The 15,298-nt window shown below is 42.7% G+C and carries 11 protein-coding genes and 5 tRNA genes; 3 read left to right on the plus strand and 13 right to left on the minus strand.

Features of this window, described 5'->3' with window-relative positions:
* The first annotated feature begins 11 nt into the window (after window positions 1-11).
* Both CTT31_RS11875 and CTT31_RS11880 read left to right on the plus strand, forming a co-directional pair.
* A complete protein-coding gene (locus CTT31_RS11875; RefSeq protein ID WP_211857991.1) occupies window positions 12-1,040 on the plus strand; it encodes a helix-turn-helix domain-containing protein in 1,029 nt (342 codons plus the stop codon).
* 69 nt (window positions 1,041-1,109) lie between these two features.
* Entirely contained in the window at window positions 1,110-2,234 is a 1,125-nt protein-coding gene (locus CTT31_RS11880; protein ID WP_211857993.1) for a nuclear transport factor 2 family protein, read from the plus strand.
* A gap of 103 nt (window positions 2,235-2,337) precedes the next feature.
* On the opposite strand, the gene CTT31_RS11885 is transcribed toward CTT31_RS11880, so the two are convergent.
* The 12 genes from CTT31_RS11885 to CTT31_RS11940 form a co-directional block, all read right to left on the minus strand.
* Window positions 2,338-3,645 carry a polysaccharide deacetylase family protein gene (locus CTT31_RS11885; RefSeq protein ID WP_211857994.1) on the minus strand — a complete coding sequence of 436 codons (1,308 nt, stop codon included), beginning with the start codon at window positions 3,643-3,645 and terminating at the stop codon, window positions 2,338-2,340.
* Window positions 3,646-3,865: 220 nt separating this feature from the next.
* Window positions 3,866-5,776 (minus strand): SurA N-terminal domain-containing protein, encoded by a 1,911-nt coding sequence (locus CTT31_RS11890; RefSeq protein WP_211857995.1) that lies wholly within the window; start codon window positions 5,774-5,776, stop codon window positions 3,866-3,868.
* Between the two features lie 173 nt (window positions 5,777-5,949).
* Window positions 5,950-6,222, minus strand: a complete 273-nt coding sequence (gene hupB / locus CTT31_RS11895) for a nucleoid-associated protein HU-beta (protein ID WP_010371157.1) — start codon at window positions 6,220-6,222, stop codon at window positions 5,950-5,952.
* Window positions 6,223-6,438: 216 nt separating this feature from the next.
* The gene (gene lon, locus CTT31_RS11900; protein ID WP_211857996.1) at window positions 6,439-8,796 is read right to left on the minus strand and encodes an endopeptidase La; all 2,358 of its coding nucleotides are present in this window, start codon (window positions 8,794-8,796) and stop codon (window positions 6,439-6,441) included.
* 293 nt (window positions 8,797-9,089) lie between these two features.
* Entirely contained in the window at window positions 9,090-10,373 is a 1,284-nt protein-coding gene (clpX, locus tag CTT31_RS11905; protein WP_010606725.1) for an ATP-dependent protease ATP-binding subunit ClpX, read from the minus strand.
* Between the two features lie 122 nt (window positions 10,374-10,495).
* Complete coding sequence (gene clpP / locus CTT31_RS11910) at window positions 10,496-11,113, minus strand: ATP-dependent Clp endopeptidase proteolytic subunit ClpP (RefSeq protein WP_010371147.1); 618 nt, start codon at window positions 11,111-11,113, stop codon at window positions 10,496-10,498.
* Window positions 11,114-11,446: 333 nt separating this feature from the next.
* Window positions 11,447-12,751 (minus strand): trigger factor, encoded by a 1,305-nt coding sequence (gene tig, locus CTT31_RS11915; protein WP_260491324.1) that lies wholly within the window; start codon window positions 12,749-12,751, stop codon window positions 11,447-11,449.
* Between the two features lie 277 nt (window positions 12,752-13,028).
* Window positions 13,029-13,105: transfer RNA gene (locus tag CTT31_RS11920), tRNA-Pro, on the minus strand.
* A 21-nt stretch (window positions 13,106-13,126) separates the two neighbouring features.
* Window positions 13,127-13,203 (minus strand) — tRNA-Pro (locus tag CTT31_RS11925).
* Window positions 13,204-13,222: 19 nt separating this feature from the next.
* A tRNA-His gene (locus tag CTT31_RS11930) sits at window positions 13,223-13,298 on the minus strand.
* Between the two features lie 24 nt (window positions 13,299-13,322).
* A tRNA-Arg gene (locus tag CTT31_RS11935) sits at window positions 13,323-13,399 on the minus strand.
* Window positions 13,400-13,440: 41 nt separating this feature from the next.
* Window positions 13,441-13,517: transfer RNA gene (locus CTT31_RS11940), tRNA-Pro, on the minus strand.
* 420 nt (window positions 13,518-13,937) lie between these two features.
* Between CTT31_RS11940 and folD the strand changes: the two genes are divergently transcribed.
* Window positions 13,938-14,792 (plus strand): bifunctional methylenetetrahydrofolate dehydrogenase/methenyltetrahydrofolate cyclohydrolase FolD, encoded by an 855-nt coding sequence (gene folD, locus CTT31_RS11945; protein WP_010371140.1) that lies wholly within the window; start codon window positions 13,938-13,940, stop codon window positions 14,790-14,792.
* A gap of 62 nt (window positions 14,793-14,854) precedes the next feature.
* Here folD and CTT31_RS11950 read toward each other — a convergent pair whose 3' ends face one another.
* A complete protein-coding gene (locus tag CTT31_RS11950) occupies window positions 14,855-15,286 on the minus strand; it encodes a hypothetical protein (RefSeq protein ID WP_260491325.1) in 432 nt (143 codons plus the stop codon).
* Window positions 15,287-15,298: the final 12 nt, after the last annotated feature.

Below are 15,298 nucleotides of genomic sequence, written 5' to 3' on the forward strand. Positions count from 1 at the left end.
GGGAATGAGAAATGGATTTTAGTGCCCATCTGTTATTTTTCTTCTCACTTGTTGGAGTATTTAACGGCTTTATTCTCAGCGCCCTACTGCTAGTAAAATTTCAGGAGGCAAAGGCACTACGCTGGGTGTCGATGCTCCTCATTTTACTTTGTATTCGAATTGGTAAATCAGTCCTTTTTTACTTTAACCCAGAGCTCGATAAAACGATCCTGCAAATAGGTTTGAGTGCCTACTTTTTGCTTGGCCCCTGCCTGCTTAATTTTGTACTTGCAAGCTACAGTAAAACCAAAAATCGTTATCTAACAATACACTTTTTGGCATTAAGCGGTTTTATTATTGGATTTGGTATATTCATGCCCTATCAGCTTCACCCTGAAATTTGGCAAACGTGGGGTTACAAAGGCACATCCTATTTTTGGCTAGGTTATTTACTGATAAGTTCTTATACTTTTTATCGTCTAGCTACGGCCAAAAGCGCCAATAACAACGCCGAGTTTCATCTATCTATGGTTGTTATCTGCGGTTGCTGGCTCATTTGGGCCGCGTATTTCTTTTCGTCATTCACTTCTTACATCACAGGAGCACTCACCTTCAGCTTTGTGCTCTATTTAAGCATCCTTTTCGCACCCAAATTACTACGAAAACCATCTGCTAATGAAAAGAAATATGCCAATACGCACATAAGCGACGAGGAGTACAATCAGCTCATAGCCAAACTGGAGTCGCTAATGTCAGAAAGCAAGCTATTTACTGAGCCGGATTTAACGCTACCCCGATTAGCCAAACGATTAGGCACGAGCCACAACAAATTATCGCAAATAGTAAATCGCCATTATCATTGTAACTTTAAACAATATCTCAATGGCTTGAGAGTTGAATATGCGAAACACTTGCTTTCGAGCACCAACATGCCGCTAGAACACCTTGCACTGGAGTGTGGTTTTAATTCTGCATCCACATTTTTTGCCGCATTTAAGAAGCTCACAGGCTACTCTCCAAATAACTTTAAGCACTCCGAAAACATACTCTCAGACTCCTAAAATATACTCTAGGTGACTGCTTTAATTAAATAAGTTTATATTTCTTCTGAATCAGAACAGGAGAAACTTATGGCCCTATCAAAACTAGTACCATTGTTATTTTTACTACTTATCCAAACCAGCATCGCCATCGCTTTTGAGGATGAGACCGCTAAAATTACCGCTACATTAAACCACTACATCAGTGGCACCGCGAACAACCAGCCTAAAGTGATAAGAAAAGCGTTTCATCCCGATGCGATACTTATTTTAGAAAAGTCAGACCAAGCGATGTGGCAAGTCCCGTTGAAAGAGTATTTGAGTTGGTATAAAGGCTCGAAAAAAGACACTGGCAGACGCACCAAAATTCTAAATATCAGCGTGAATGACCACCTTGCACAGGCCAAAATCCGTATTGATATATTGAAGTCAAACGTGCAGTACATCGATCACCTACTCCTAAAGAAAATAGCTGGCACATGGAAAATCATCAGTAAATCGGCGCAGCAAACCACGCTAACTTCCGAGCAAGTAACGAACTTAGGTCGCCGAGTGCTCGTTGTCTCATCAAGCAAAGCCTTTCATGGCGATAGCAAGCTGCCAGCTGGCACGAGCTTCGAAGAGCTATTCAGTGCCTATGACGTATTTACTCAAGCAGGACTAATTGTTGATTTCGTCAGCACACAAGGTGGCGCGTTAAACCTGAGCTATATAAATACTTCAAACGGCGAACATAAAAAGTACCTTTACCAACCTGACTATATGTATGCGCTCAGCAACACAATGCGCCCAGCTGAAGTCGACCCTAGCCAATATGCTGCAATCTATTATGTTGGCGGCAGCAATGCCATGTATGAAGTAGCGGAAAACCCTACTCTACAGCGTATTGCTATGCATATATATGAACAAAACCAAGGTGTTGTTGCCGCCGTATGCCATGGTACAGCAGGTATCGTTAATTTGCGCTTGAAAAATGGCGAGTATCTCATCAAAGGAAAGCAAATCACCGGTTACCCTACCGCATTTGAAAATCCAGATAGAGAGTATTTCAAGCATTTTCCTTTTCAAATTCAGCCTAAAGTGGAAGAGCTTGGAGGGAGTTTTGTGTATGGAGAGCGGGATGCGTCTTTTATCAAAGTAGATAGCCGCATAGTGACGGGGCAGAATTATCAGTCTTCGCAGGCCGTAGCAAGGGCCGTATTAACTCTATTTTGAATATCAGGGCGGCTATAATATTGACCGCCCTATTCAATCACCGTTTTAGTTAACCTTAGGTTTGGATAAGGAATGAACTAACTTATTGTTTTTAAAGTTCAGATTAATTAGTCGTGTTACCCTTAAAATTCATACACTCACTGGTATGACAAAACTTTAAACCTTTCGCACTTGCATAAGCCAATACCTTTTCAAGATTCTCGGGAGTGATATACCACTCATTCCCAGTTTTGCCAATGACATGCGTTGCTAAGTATAGCGTCTCACCACCTTTTAAGGTATCAATCGCATTCTGGATTTTGTCCAAGTCAAAGCGGTGTGAGTCCATAGATAATCCTGTTGTGATTGGTCTATCACTGCGTTCACCTCTATAAATAACAGAAGACCAAGAAGCAAACTTACGTACATGAGTAAAATATTTCTTGATTTCACGATCGGTTTCTTTTGTATAAGCTCCGAATGGGTACGCATAAGACGTTACTGTCAAGCCATCTCTTCTCATTGCGTCAAGTTGTGGTGTGATATCGTCTGCTATCCACTTCTGAACACCATTTTCTTCGGAGTAAATCTTCGCATGACGATGAATTACTCCATGATGACCGATTTCGTGACCTCGGTTTTCTATATCAGCCACTTTTGAATGATCAATAGTGGAGTAATGGCTAACATAATAGGTAAATGTTGCGTTATATTTATCAAATAGATCAAGGTGGTCATGGATAGAGTTTAATGCGCCACCATCGTCAAAAGAAATATTAATCTGTTTAGGCCAAACAGAGCTTTGATTATGATGGAAGTCCTCAACTGCCTCCTGAAGCGCAGCATACTCAAAGTGGCTCTCTGGTATCGCTAAAATCAGCTCGTCATATGCCCACTGATCCAGTTTACCATCTTCAAAAAATAAGCCCCGAAGCCCAACTTCCTTCAGTCTGTTCGGTGTGAGTAAAGATTTACTATCTAATTCAAAAAGCTCAACAACTTTGCATAATCGATGTTTGAGAGCCGCCAACTGTAATTCATCTTGTGTCGTATTAAAATATCCCTGAATTACAGATAGATTTGCCGCAGTTACACATCCAAATTCAGCAATTTCAAAGTCTTTTAAAGCAAGAGAGGTAGTACTATCTGCTCCTTGTGCACTCAGAATACGCTTAATTACCTCTTCCTTTGTTTCTTTTACGGGATTATTAGAATTAGCATTATCTGAATCTGAATCGTCGGTATTGGTATTATCTTTATCTGAATTATCAGTATCCGAGGAGTTATCAGTATTAGTTCCATTATTGTCAGTTGAAGTGTTATCTCCTTGACCTCCCTCTACAGGTAACTCTATAACAGTCTTACTATCACTGTTACAACCCGATACTGATAGCAATAAGGCTACAATCCATGCACTATATCTATATTTCATAAAGTTCCTATTTTATACACATTGTTCCCAAAATCGAACATACTAAATAGGGGAACAATATTTGTCAATAAAGGAACAATAAAGAATTTATTATTTGAAATTAACCAGCCATAAATTAAAAACCTTTAAATAAACAAAACTTAACAAAAAAGCACCATAATAAGAGGCCAAAAACACAAAAAAGGCGCCGTGTTGGCGCCTTTCTTCTATCTAAAAACGATTATTGCTGCTCTGTGACCTGAAGTTGTGGTCTTTTTACTTCAGACTTAGCTTCAAGCGCTGCTAGTAGCTCAAGATAGTTTTTGTTTGCGTAAGAAGCGGTGATTGACTGCTTCTGCTGCGCATCAACCTTGCCATCAACTTCAGGCGTGGTAACTGACTTCAGTACCACAAATGCCGAGTCGCCATTACCAAGCTCTACAAGTGCAGATTCTGCCTCTGCCACACCCGGCTGAGGCAATTTAAATGCTTCAGCTGCAATAGCTGGTGGTACGTCGTAGCTACGACGCTTAAGCTCAGACACGCTCTTCACTTCGATACTTTGTGCTTTGGCAATCTCAGCTAAAGTAGAACCACCTTGTAGTTGCTCAAATAGTGACTGTGCTTTCTCTGCAATTAATGTCGACGCTTTTTCATTGCTCAACTGCGTTTTGATCTGCGCGCTGACTTCCTCAAGTGGCTTAGTCGCTGCCGCTTTATGCTCAGCAACACGAACCACCACGATATGCTCTGGTGCAACTTCCAACACTTCTGAGTTTACGCGGTCTTCTAGCAGCTCTGGCGTGAAGATAGTATTGCTTATCGCTGGTGAATTCAGTGGCTCAGGAAGCGCGTTACGACTTACCAGTTCTGTTGATTTGATCTCAACACCAGCGGCTTCAGCAGCGTCTTGTAGCGAGTCAGCCATTTCAAAAGCAAGTTCAGCTACACGAGTTTGCTTTTGATAGAACGCATCAATCTTAGCTGCTCTTTCAAGCTCTGCACGAAGGTCGTCTTTTACGTCTTCAAAAGATTGTGCCTGTTGGCGCTGAATGTCTGTTAGCTTGATAATATGGAAACCAAACTCAGATTCAACCACTTCAGATACATCACCTACCGCGGCCAGCGCAAATGCTGCATCTTCAAACGCCGGATCCATCATGTCTCTTTCAATCCAATCTAGATCACCGCCAAGCTCAGCGCTCACCACGTCGTCAGATTTTTCTTCTGCAACAACGGCAAAATCAGCACCGTTATTCAATTCAGCCAGAATTTCATCTGCTTTTTGTTTAGCAGCTTCAGCATCTTCGCTTGCATCAACAAGAATGTGTGACACGCGGCGTCTTTCAGGTTCAAGATATTGGTTTTTTTGCTCTTCGTAATACGTTTTTAACGCTTCCTCAGTCACTGGCTCTGCAGGCGCTAAATCTTCAGCTTTTAGCTCGATATAGTTAACCGCCACCAATTCTGGAGCTTGGAACTGAGTTTGATTCAAATCGTAATAGTTTTGAACTTCTTCATCTGACACTGATACTTCATCTTTCACCAACTCTTTGCTTAATACCGCATAGTCGATAGCACGAGTTTGTTGCTGTAGCGCAATAGATTGCTGAAGTTCGTTTTTCAATACAAAATCAGTGCCTGCCACCGCTGAGATTAGCTGCGCACGAGTCATCTCGTCACGAAGATATTCGCGGAAGCTATCTGGCTGGAAGTTCATTTGACGGATAACTTGTAAGTAACGGTCGTTACTGAATTCTCCACCAATTTGAAAATATGGCATTTCAACAATCGCTTTTTTAACCTGCTCATCGCTTACACGAAGACCAAGCTCTTTAGCTAGTTGGGTTTGTAATTCTTGTTGTACTAATTGGTCAACAACACCTTGGCGAATTTGCGCCATATAATTAGGATCGGCTGCAATCTGTGCAAAGTATTCGCCAAACTGTTGCTCTAGTCGTGCACGTTCATTTGAGTAAGCACGAGAAAACTTAGTTTGTGAAATCTTTACTCCGTTCACTTCTGCGACAGGCTGCTCTGTGGTTTGACCTAGGTAACCACCGATCCCTGCTAACGCAAAAGATAAGATGACTAAACCTAATACGATTTTAGCCGCCGGGCCTTGCGAGCCTTCTCTGATCTTTTCAAGCATTTATTGTTTCTCTTATCTAAGTCAAAGCACCTAAGCACTTTGTGTTTGCTAGATTTGGGTTAAGCATTACACCAATCAGATTAGTGATGGTATAAAAAAAGCGTATCTTAGCAGATACGCCTTTTATCTTGAAGCAGTTCGCGATGACTCTGCACCGCCTAATTCAAATTGAATTAGTTTACTGCGTCTTTAAGCGCTTTACCCGCTTTGAAAGATGGGATGTTAGCTGCTGCGATTTGAATAGTCTCACCAGTTTGTGGGTTACGACCAGAACGTGCAGCACGCTCGCGCACTGAGAAAGTACCAAAACCTACAAGTGCAACAGAGTCACCGTCTTTTAGTGCACCCGTTACAGACTCAATGAATGAATCTAGCGCACGACCAGCAGCCGCTTTAGAAATGTCAGCATCAGCTGCGATTTGATCGATTAATTGAGATTTATTCACAATATCATCCTCTTCCATAGTTATTGTCAAAAGTTACTTCTTACTGGTAACTTTTGCTATTCATTTAGAGACATCACAGCGACTCTCTAATTCTCGAAATCTTTCTCAAGCCTAGTGATTACGGGGCTTCCGAACCAGTAGGCTTGAATACAGTGCCTAACTTAACACACCTTTTAGATTTGAAAAGCCTTTTCACTCAATTTTTTGGCTTTTTTCTTAGTTTTTTTGCGATTCCACACTAAAACTGTCTATTGGGTGCGCTAACGCCAGTGATAATACCTCATCAATCCATGACACCGCATGAATATCAAGCCCTTCAAGAACATTCTCAGGAATTTCCTTTAAGTCACGCTCGTTCTTTTTCGGTATTAAAACTCGTTTAATTCCACCACGGTGCGCTGCCAATAATTTCTCTTTCAGACCACCGATAGGCAGAACTTCACCACGCAAGGTAATTTCACCTGTCATCGCAACATCTGCACGTACTGGATTACCAGTAAGGCTTGATACTAAGCCCGTTACCATCGCAATACCGGCGCTCGGACCGTCTTTCGGTGTTGCACCTTCAGGAACGTGAACATGAATATCACGTTTCTCGTAAAAATCGTCATTTATGCGTAGTTTGTCAGCACGGTTGCGCACAACCGTCATTGCCGCCTGAATTGACTCTTGCATCACATCGCCCAGCGACCCGGTGTAAGCAAGTTTGCCTTTACCTGGTACTGCCGCACATTCGATAGTGAGTAAGTCACCCCCGACTTCTGTCCATGCAAGACCGGTAACTTGACCAACTCTATCGCCGTCTTCCGCCTTGCCGTAGTCGTGACGTTGTACACCTAAGAAGTCTTCAAGGTTTTCTTGGTTAATCACAACTTGCTTAACATTTTTATCTAGCAAGATGTTCTTAACTGCTTTTCTGCACAACTTAGATACTTCGCGCTCTAGATTACGGACACCCGCTTCACGCGTGTAGTAGCGGATAATACCAATGATCGCGCTGTCTTCTATATTGATTTCAGACTCTTTTAATCCATTGCGTTTCACTTGCTTTGGAATTAAGTGCTGCTTGGCAATATTTAGCTTTTCGTCCTCGGTGTAACCAGCAAGACGAATGACTTCCATACGGTCTAATAATGGACCTGGAATGTTAAAGCTATTAGAAGTCGCAACAAACATAACATCAGACAGATCGTAGTCCACTTCTAAATAGTGGTCTGCAAAGTTGCTATTTTGCTCTGGATCTAACACTTCTAGTAGAGCCGATGCAGGGTCGCCGCGCATATCCGATGACATCTTATCGATTTCATCCAACAAGAAAAGCGGGTTCTTTACGCCAACTTTCGACATGCTTTGGATCAATTTTCCCGGCATTGAGCCAATATAAGTTCTTCTGTGACCACGAATTTCAGCTTCGTCGCGCACGCCACCGAGCGCCATACGTACGTACTTACGGCCAGTCGAACGCGCGATAGATTGACCTAAACTGGTTTTACCAACGCCCGGAGGGCCGACTAAGCATAAGATAGGACCTTTAAGCTTATTGGTGCGCTGCTGTACCGCTAGATATTCGATAATGCGGTCTTTCACTTTCTCAAGACCATAATGATCGGCATCGAGTATCTTTTGTGCACCAGCTAGGTCTTTTTTCACCTTTGAGCGCTTTTTCCAAGGTACATTGATCATCGTCTCAATGTACGAGCGTACAACCGTCGCTTCCGCAGACATAGGTGACATCATTTTAAGTTTGTTAAGCTCTGAAAGTGCTTTTTCTGCCGCTTCTTGCGGCATATTCGCTTCGCTAATACGCTTTTTCAGGGCTTCAAATTCGTCAGGTACATCATCCAGCTCACCAAGCTCTTTCTGAATAGCTTTCATTTGCTCATTCAGATAGTACTCTCGTTGGGATTTCTCCATTTGCTTTTTAACGCGTGAGCGGATCTTTTTCTCTACTTGAAGTAGGTCAATCTCGCCTTCCATCAACGCCATCAAATATTCGAGACGCTCAGTCACGTCGTCAATTTCTAGCACCTTTTGTTTTTCAGGTACTTTAATTGGCATATGAGCAGCCATCGTATCCGCTAAGCGTGCAGCTTCATCGATACCCGATACTGAAGTTAGTACTTCTGGTGGGATCTTTTTATTTAGCTTCACATAGCCTTCGAACTGGCTAATTGCGCTGCGAACTAATATGTCTTGCTCTTGCTCATCCACATCCTGAGATGGAATGTACTGAGCTTGCGCCAAGAAATATTCGTCTGTAATTAGAAACTCATCTATTTTTGCGCGTTGAGTACCTTCAACTAGCACTTTCACTGTGCCATCAGGTAGTTTGAGTAACTGTAGTACCGTTGCAATGGTACCAGTCTGATAGACATCATCAGTGCTTGGGTCATCAACTGAGGCGTCTTTTTGCGCAACTAAAAAGATTTGCTTGTCATTGTCCATCGCAGCTTCTAGGCATTTTATTGATTTTTCTCGACCTACAAACAGCGGGATCACCATATGCGGATACACCACTACATCGCGTAGCGCTAGCACTGGAATTTCTACTCGATCCGTTCTTTCAAGCGTCATTATGTTCTCTTCGCACTTCAATTAATTTTGGGAATACTGAGCTATATGGGGATAACGCAGATAAAGTTCAATAGTTTATAGTAATCCGCATCAAGTAGAGATCAATTTAACGGATAAAAAGCTTAGTTTTGACACTCAATTTATCGTGGTGGAATGTATAAAAAATTCCCCCTAAAAACTTGCCTCACTATTGCCCTTTATTGTTATAACAATTTGACTATATTGGTTTCTATCTGATGTGGACTAAGAAATAAAAAGGAGCGCTAGGCTCCTTTTTTCAATCTCATACTGAGCTATTCAGACGCCGCTTTTTCTTTACCGTTATTTTCGTAAATCATAATAGGGTCTGATTCGCCTTTGATCACCGTTTCATCAATGACGACTTTACTCACTTCTTCTAGTGAAGGAAGCTCATACATAGTATCAAGCAATACGCCTTCGACGATCGAACGCAGACCACGGGCACCCGTTTTACGCTCCATCGCTTTATGAGCAATCGCTCGTAGCGCATCTTCACGGAATTCAAGGTCAACACCTTCCATCTTAAATAGCGCCGCGTATTGCTTAGTGAGTGCATTCTTCGGCTCATTTAGAATTTCAATTAGTGCTTCTTCGTCCAGTTCGGTCAAAGTTGCAACTACGGGCAAACGACCAATAAATTCAGGAATTAAGCCGTACTTAACTAAATCTTCAGGCTCTACGTCTTTAAACGTTTCGCTTAATGAGCGCTCAGAGTCTTTAGATTTAACTTCAGCACCAAAGCCAATTCCAGTATTTTTTGTACTGCGCTGTTCGATGACTTTATCTAAGCCTGCAAACGCACCACCACAAATAAACAAGATCTTAGAAGTATCTACTTGTAAAAACTCTTGTTGCGGGTGCTTTCTACCACCTTGTGGTGGAACAGATGCAACCGTACCTTCAATCAATTTTAGTAGTGCTTGTTGTACACCTTCACCTGACACATCACGGGTAATCGATGGATTGTCAGATTTTCTTGAAATTTTGTCGATTTCATCGATATAAACAATACCACGCTGTGCTTTCTCAACGTCGTAATCACATTTTTGCAGAAGCTTTTGAATGATGTTTTCAACATCTTCACCCACATAACCGGCTTCGGTTAATGTCGTTGCATCTGCCATTGTGAATGGAACATCAAGTAAACGTGCAAGCGTTTCTGCTAGAAGGGTTTTACCACTACCCGTTGGACCAATTAGTAGAATATTACTCTTGCCAAGTTCTACATCACCCTTGCCGCCTTGGTTACGCAGGCGCTTATAGTGATTATAAACCGCAACAGACAAGACTTTTTTAGCGTGGTCTTGACCTATCACATAATCATCTAAGTGATTTCTGATCTCTTTTGGCACAGGTAATTTATCAGACGCGTCATGCTTAGGCGCAATATCTTTGATTTCTTCCCTAATGATGTCGTTACAAAGTTCAACGCACTCGTCACATATATAGACAGATGGACCGGCAATTAACTTACGAACTTCATGCTGGCTCTTACCGCAAAATGAGCAGTAGAGTAGCTTGCTATTCTTATCGCCGTCTGTTGGAGTGTCTGACATTCAGCTACCTCATTCAATTGCTGTTATCTCTAGATAACATCGTATTTCTTTTAACTATACCAAAGAAATTTGGCTTTGGCACAGTAGAAGCCGATGAATTCAACTCATCGGCTAATTCATAATCACTTAAGCTCTCGACGAGAGTGAACTGCATCAATCAGGCCATATTCTAGCGCTTGATCTGCAGTCATAAAGTTGTCTCTATCTGTGTCATGCGCAACCACATCATAAGGCTGACCGGTGTGTTCCGCCATTAAGCGATTTAATTTCTCTTTTATCGCTAAGATTTCGCGGGCATGAATTTCAAAATCAGAAGCCTGACCTTGGAAGCCACCTAAAGGTTGGTGGATCATCACACGAGAATTAGGTAAGCAATAACGTTTACCTTTAGCACCGCCAGATAGCAAAAATGCCCCCATACTCGCAGCTTGACCAACACAAACCGTACTAACGTCAGGCTTGATAAAATTCATCGTGTCGTAGATTGACATTCCAGCGGTCACAGAACCACCTGGCGAGTTGATATACAGGAATATATCTTTGTCAGGGCTTTCTGATTCCAAGAACAGCATCTGCGCCACGATTAGATTGGCCATATGGTCTTCGACTTGACCAGTTAAGAAAATAATACGGTCTTTTAGCAGTCGTGAGTAAATATCATAAGAACGCTCGCCTTTAGCCGTTTGCTCCACGACCATAGGTACTAACGCATTGATTGGATCGATCATACCATCATTCATGTTTTCTTATTCCTTATTAGCACAGAATCTATTGCCTATTCGCAGCAACTTTATTGGACTTAGCGCGGTCCATAAAAACATTCTGTGATCGGTGTTTAGGCTAATACTTCTTTGAGCGAATTGAAACGAGTAGATATAACTGTAGCAGTAATACTCAACGAAACCTGACTCGTAAAATAAGTATAGCTAATAAAATAAGCCATGCCTCAAGATATAAGTACTTAATGCTTCAATATCAAGGCCTAAAAACAAAAATGGCCCGAATTCTCTATTAGAGTAACTCGAGCCATTTAAACTTCAGCTTAGCTGTAAGTCAATGATTTCTTCAAAGACTTATTGAGCAGCCTGTGGATTCATGATGTCGTCGAATGACTTTTCAACATCAGAAACAGATGCAGCAGCAAGTACTGCTTCAACTGCTAGCTCTTCCATCGCAACGTTGCGCATTTGCTGCATTAGTTGATCGTTTGCTTTGTAGTATGCCACTACTTCACTTGGATCTTCGTATGCAGAAGCAACTGTGTCGATTAGTTCAGCAACTTTATCTTCATCAACTTTGATGTCGTTCGCTTTGATCACTTCACCTAGTAGTAGGCCAGTTTTCACGCGAGTTACTGCTTGCTCGTGGAATAGCTCAGCTGGAAGCTCAGGCATGTTTTGTGCGTTGCCACCAAAACGTTGTGCAGCTTGTTGACGAAGTGCATCGATTTCTTGGTCGATTAGTGCTTTTGGCACTTCAACTTCGTTAGTTTCTAGAAGACCTTTGATAGCTTGATCTTTCACGTTCGCTTTAACCGCTTGGTTTAGCTCACGCTCCATGTTCTTCTTAACTTCTTCTTTAAGTGCGTCAACGCCGCCTTCAGCAACACCAAACTTAGTTGCGAACTCGTCAGTTAGTTCAGGAAGCTCTTGAACTTCAACTTTCTTCACAGTGATTGTGAATTGAGCCGCTTTACCTTTTAGGTTTTCAGCGTGGTATTCTTCAGGGAAAGTTACGTCAGAAACAACTTCCTCACCTGCTTTTTTACCAACGATACCGTCTTCAAAACCTGGGATCATACGACCTTGACCAAGCTCTAGAGGGAAGTCTTCAGCTTTACCGCCTTCGAACTCTTCACCGTCGATTGTACCAACGAAATCAACCGTTACACGGTCTTTTTCGCCAGCTACAGCATCGCTCTCAGTCCAAGAAGCGTGTTGCTTACGAAGCGTTTCAAGCATGTTCGCTAGGTCTTCATCCGTTACAGAAACTGCAGGCTTCTCAACCGCGATTTTGTCTAGATCTTTAAGTTCAACTTCTGGGTATACTTCAAAAGTTGCATCGAATTCTAGATCTTTACCAGCTTCTAGTGACTTAGGAGCAAAAGATGGTGCGCCTGCAGGGTTGATTTTCTCAGCAATGATTGCTTCGATATAGTTACGCTGCATCAGATCGCCAGCAACTTCTTGACGTACAGCTGCGCCGTAACGCTTAGTGATGATTGACACTGGAACCTTACCAGGGCGGAAGCCATCGATACGCTGTGTTCTTGACAGTTGTTGTAGGCGTTTTTTAACTTCAGTCTCAACGTTCTCTGCAGGAACGGTGATGGTCAGACGGCGCTCAAGGCCTTGAGTCGTCTCAACAGAAACTTGCATGATTTACCTCAATCTTCATTTTTGGGCGACAAAGCGCCTTCCTTACTAACAAGACAACCATCATGCTTTTTATGGGCCTTCGGCTAAATTGCCAAACTCTCCGTTGCATGTGACGCTTGTTGCCTGCCCTACGGGCACTACGTTAATTAATAGACGCGGCATTATAACCTATTCAACGACGGAGTCGAGCAATCAGGTTAAATAAATAGGCATATTGGTGCTAATTGATTAAAAGTTAGTAAATTTGAAATAAATGACTGAGATACTAGAGAGAAAGTGGTCGGCGATGCAGGATTTGAACCTGCGACCCCTTGGACCCAAACCAAGTGCGCTACCAAGCTGCGCTAATCGCCGAACATATATATTTTGTAGAAGTGGTCGGCGATGCAGGATTTGAACCTGCGACCCCTTGGACCCAAACCAAGTGCGCTACCAAGCTGCGCTAATCGCCGACTAATTTAGGCATGTAGATGGGGCGACTGATGGGACTTGAACCCACGACAACCGGAATCACAATCCAGGGCTCTACCAACTGAGCTACAGCCGCCACTACATGTGGATTAAAATAAGATGGCGCACCCTGAAGGATTCGAACCTTCGACCGACGCCTTAGAAGGGCGTTGCTCTATCCAGCTGAGCTAAGGGCGCAAACTCGTAAACATCTTCATGCTACTTTCTTATTTTAAAAGTGGTCGGCGATGCAGGATTTGAACCTGCGACCCCTTGGACCCAAACCAAGTGCGCTACCAAGCTGCGCTAATCGCCGACTGTGACCTTGGAGAACTAAGAACCTTTTTATCGGTGAGTCCTCGTTGGCAACGGGGTGCATAATAGTGATTTGCCCGAAGTAGGTCAAATATTTTTTTTAGTTTTTGTTTCAACTGCCTAATTTTGCCACAAATTGTTGATAAAACAGCTGACTTAAACAATTTTTGAACACTTCTTGTAGAACAGATCATGAAAACCTTTGCTTTTACGCAATGCAAACTTGGCGGACTGGCTGTTTTTTGAGAAAATAGCGGGCAAATGTCCTCCTTTGTAATAACTAAAGGGACATATAAATAGAGCGACCCCATTTTTCATCTCTATTAAGCAATCATTTCATCAATACATGAAAGTGCTTGTATAGAAGAATTTAAAGGCTCTATCATCGTTCAAGTTTTTTAACCCTTAATATAGGTCAATCATGACGGCAAACATCATTGATGGCAAAGCTATCGCGAAACAAGTTCGTTCTACTGTTGCACAACGAGTTCAAGACAGACTAGCGCAAGGTCTAAGAGCGCCTGGCTTGGCTGTGGTATTAGTAGGCCAGGATCCTGCGAGCCAAGTTTATGTTGGTTCAAAGCGTAAAGCCTGTGAAGAAGTCGGATTTGTTTCTAAATCTTTCGACTTACCAGGTGATACAAGCGAAGAGCAATTACTTGCGCTTGTTGATGAGCTTAATGCAGATCCTGAAGTTGATGGGATCTTAGTACAATTGCCGCTACCTGAAGGCCTAGACGCAGAAAAAGTATTAGAGCGTATTGATCCTCATAAAGACGTCGACGGCTTTCACCCATATAACGTAGGTCGTCTAGCCCAAAGAATGCCAGCACTGAGACCTTGTACGCCAAAAGGGATCATCACCCTACTCGACTCTACCGGTGTGCGTTATAAAGGCATGCATGCTGTTGTGGTTGGTGCTTCAAACATCGTTGGTCGCCCTATGTCACTAGAGCTGCTACTTGCTGGTTGTACTACAACCGTTTGCCATAAATTTACGCAAGACCTCGAAACCCATGTGCGTCGTGCCGATCTACTGGTTGTGGCGGTCGGTAAACCTGAGTTTATTCCGGGCGACTGGGTTAAAGAAGGCGCGATTGTCATCGATGTAGGCATTAATCGCTTAGAATCAGGCAAACTAGTAGGTGACGTGCAATACGACATCGCAGAACAAAATGCGAGCTTTATTACCCCAGTGCCAGGTGGTGTGGGCCCAATGACCGTCGCAAGCTTAATCGAAAATACGCTAGAAGCGTGTGAAAAATATCACAGCTAAACGCTGTTAGTTTATAGCTATAATAAAAGCCTCTGTTGAGGCTTTTATTATTTTAAGCCTCACTAACTCATTAGCGTGTCCTTGTTCGCTTTGTTTTCTTCCTGAGTTACCGCTTCTCTCATCGCTTCTTGTAAGGCGGCCATCCGCTCTTCTAATTCTTCAGGTGAAATTTTTCCCTCAGCCGCAAGCTTTTCAAGTTCTGCCATTTTCTCTTTTAATTCGTCTATTTTCTCTTTATTTGCCCCTAAGCGGCTAAACATTACCGCTTCTCTCATTTTTTCGAGAAATGACTGATTACGCTCCACCACTTCATATTTATATCGATCGTCGGCTTTATTATCGAGTACAGGGGATGATTGAGCTGCGATGTTAGCAGCCGCGACATAGTCTTGCTCCTGCGCAGCGGTATTAGCTCGTTTAGTTTGGGCAAGGCTTTGCTGCTCTGAAACGGACTCAGTGGTACGAATTGCGGAGTGGGTTTGGTAAGTGATCATGATTGCTCTCCT

The sequence above is a fragment of the Pseudoalteromonas maricaloris genome (assembly GCF_024746855.1).
Taxonomy (GTDB): domain Bacteria; phylum Pseudomonadota; class Gammaproteobacteria; order Enterobacterales; family Alteromonadaceae; genus Pseudoalteromonas; species Pseudoalteromonas maricaloris.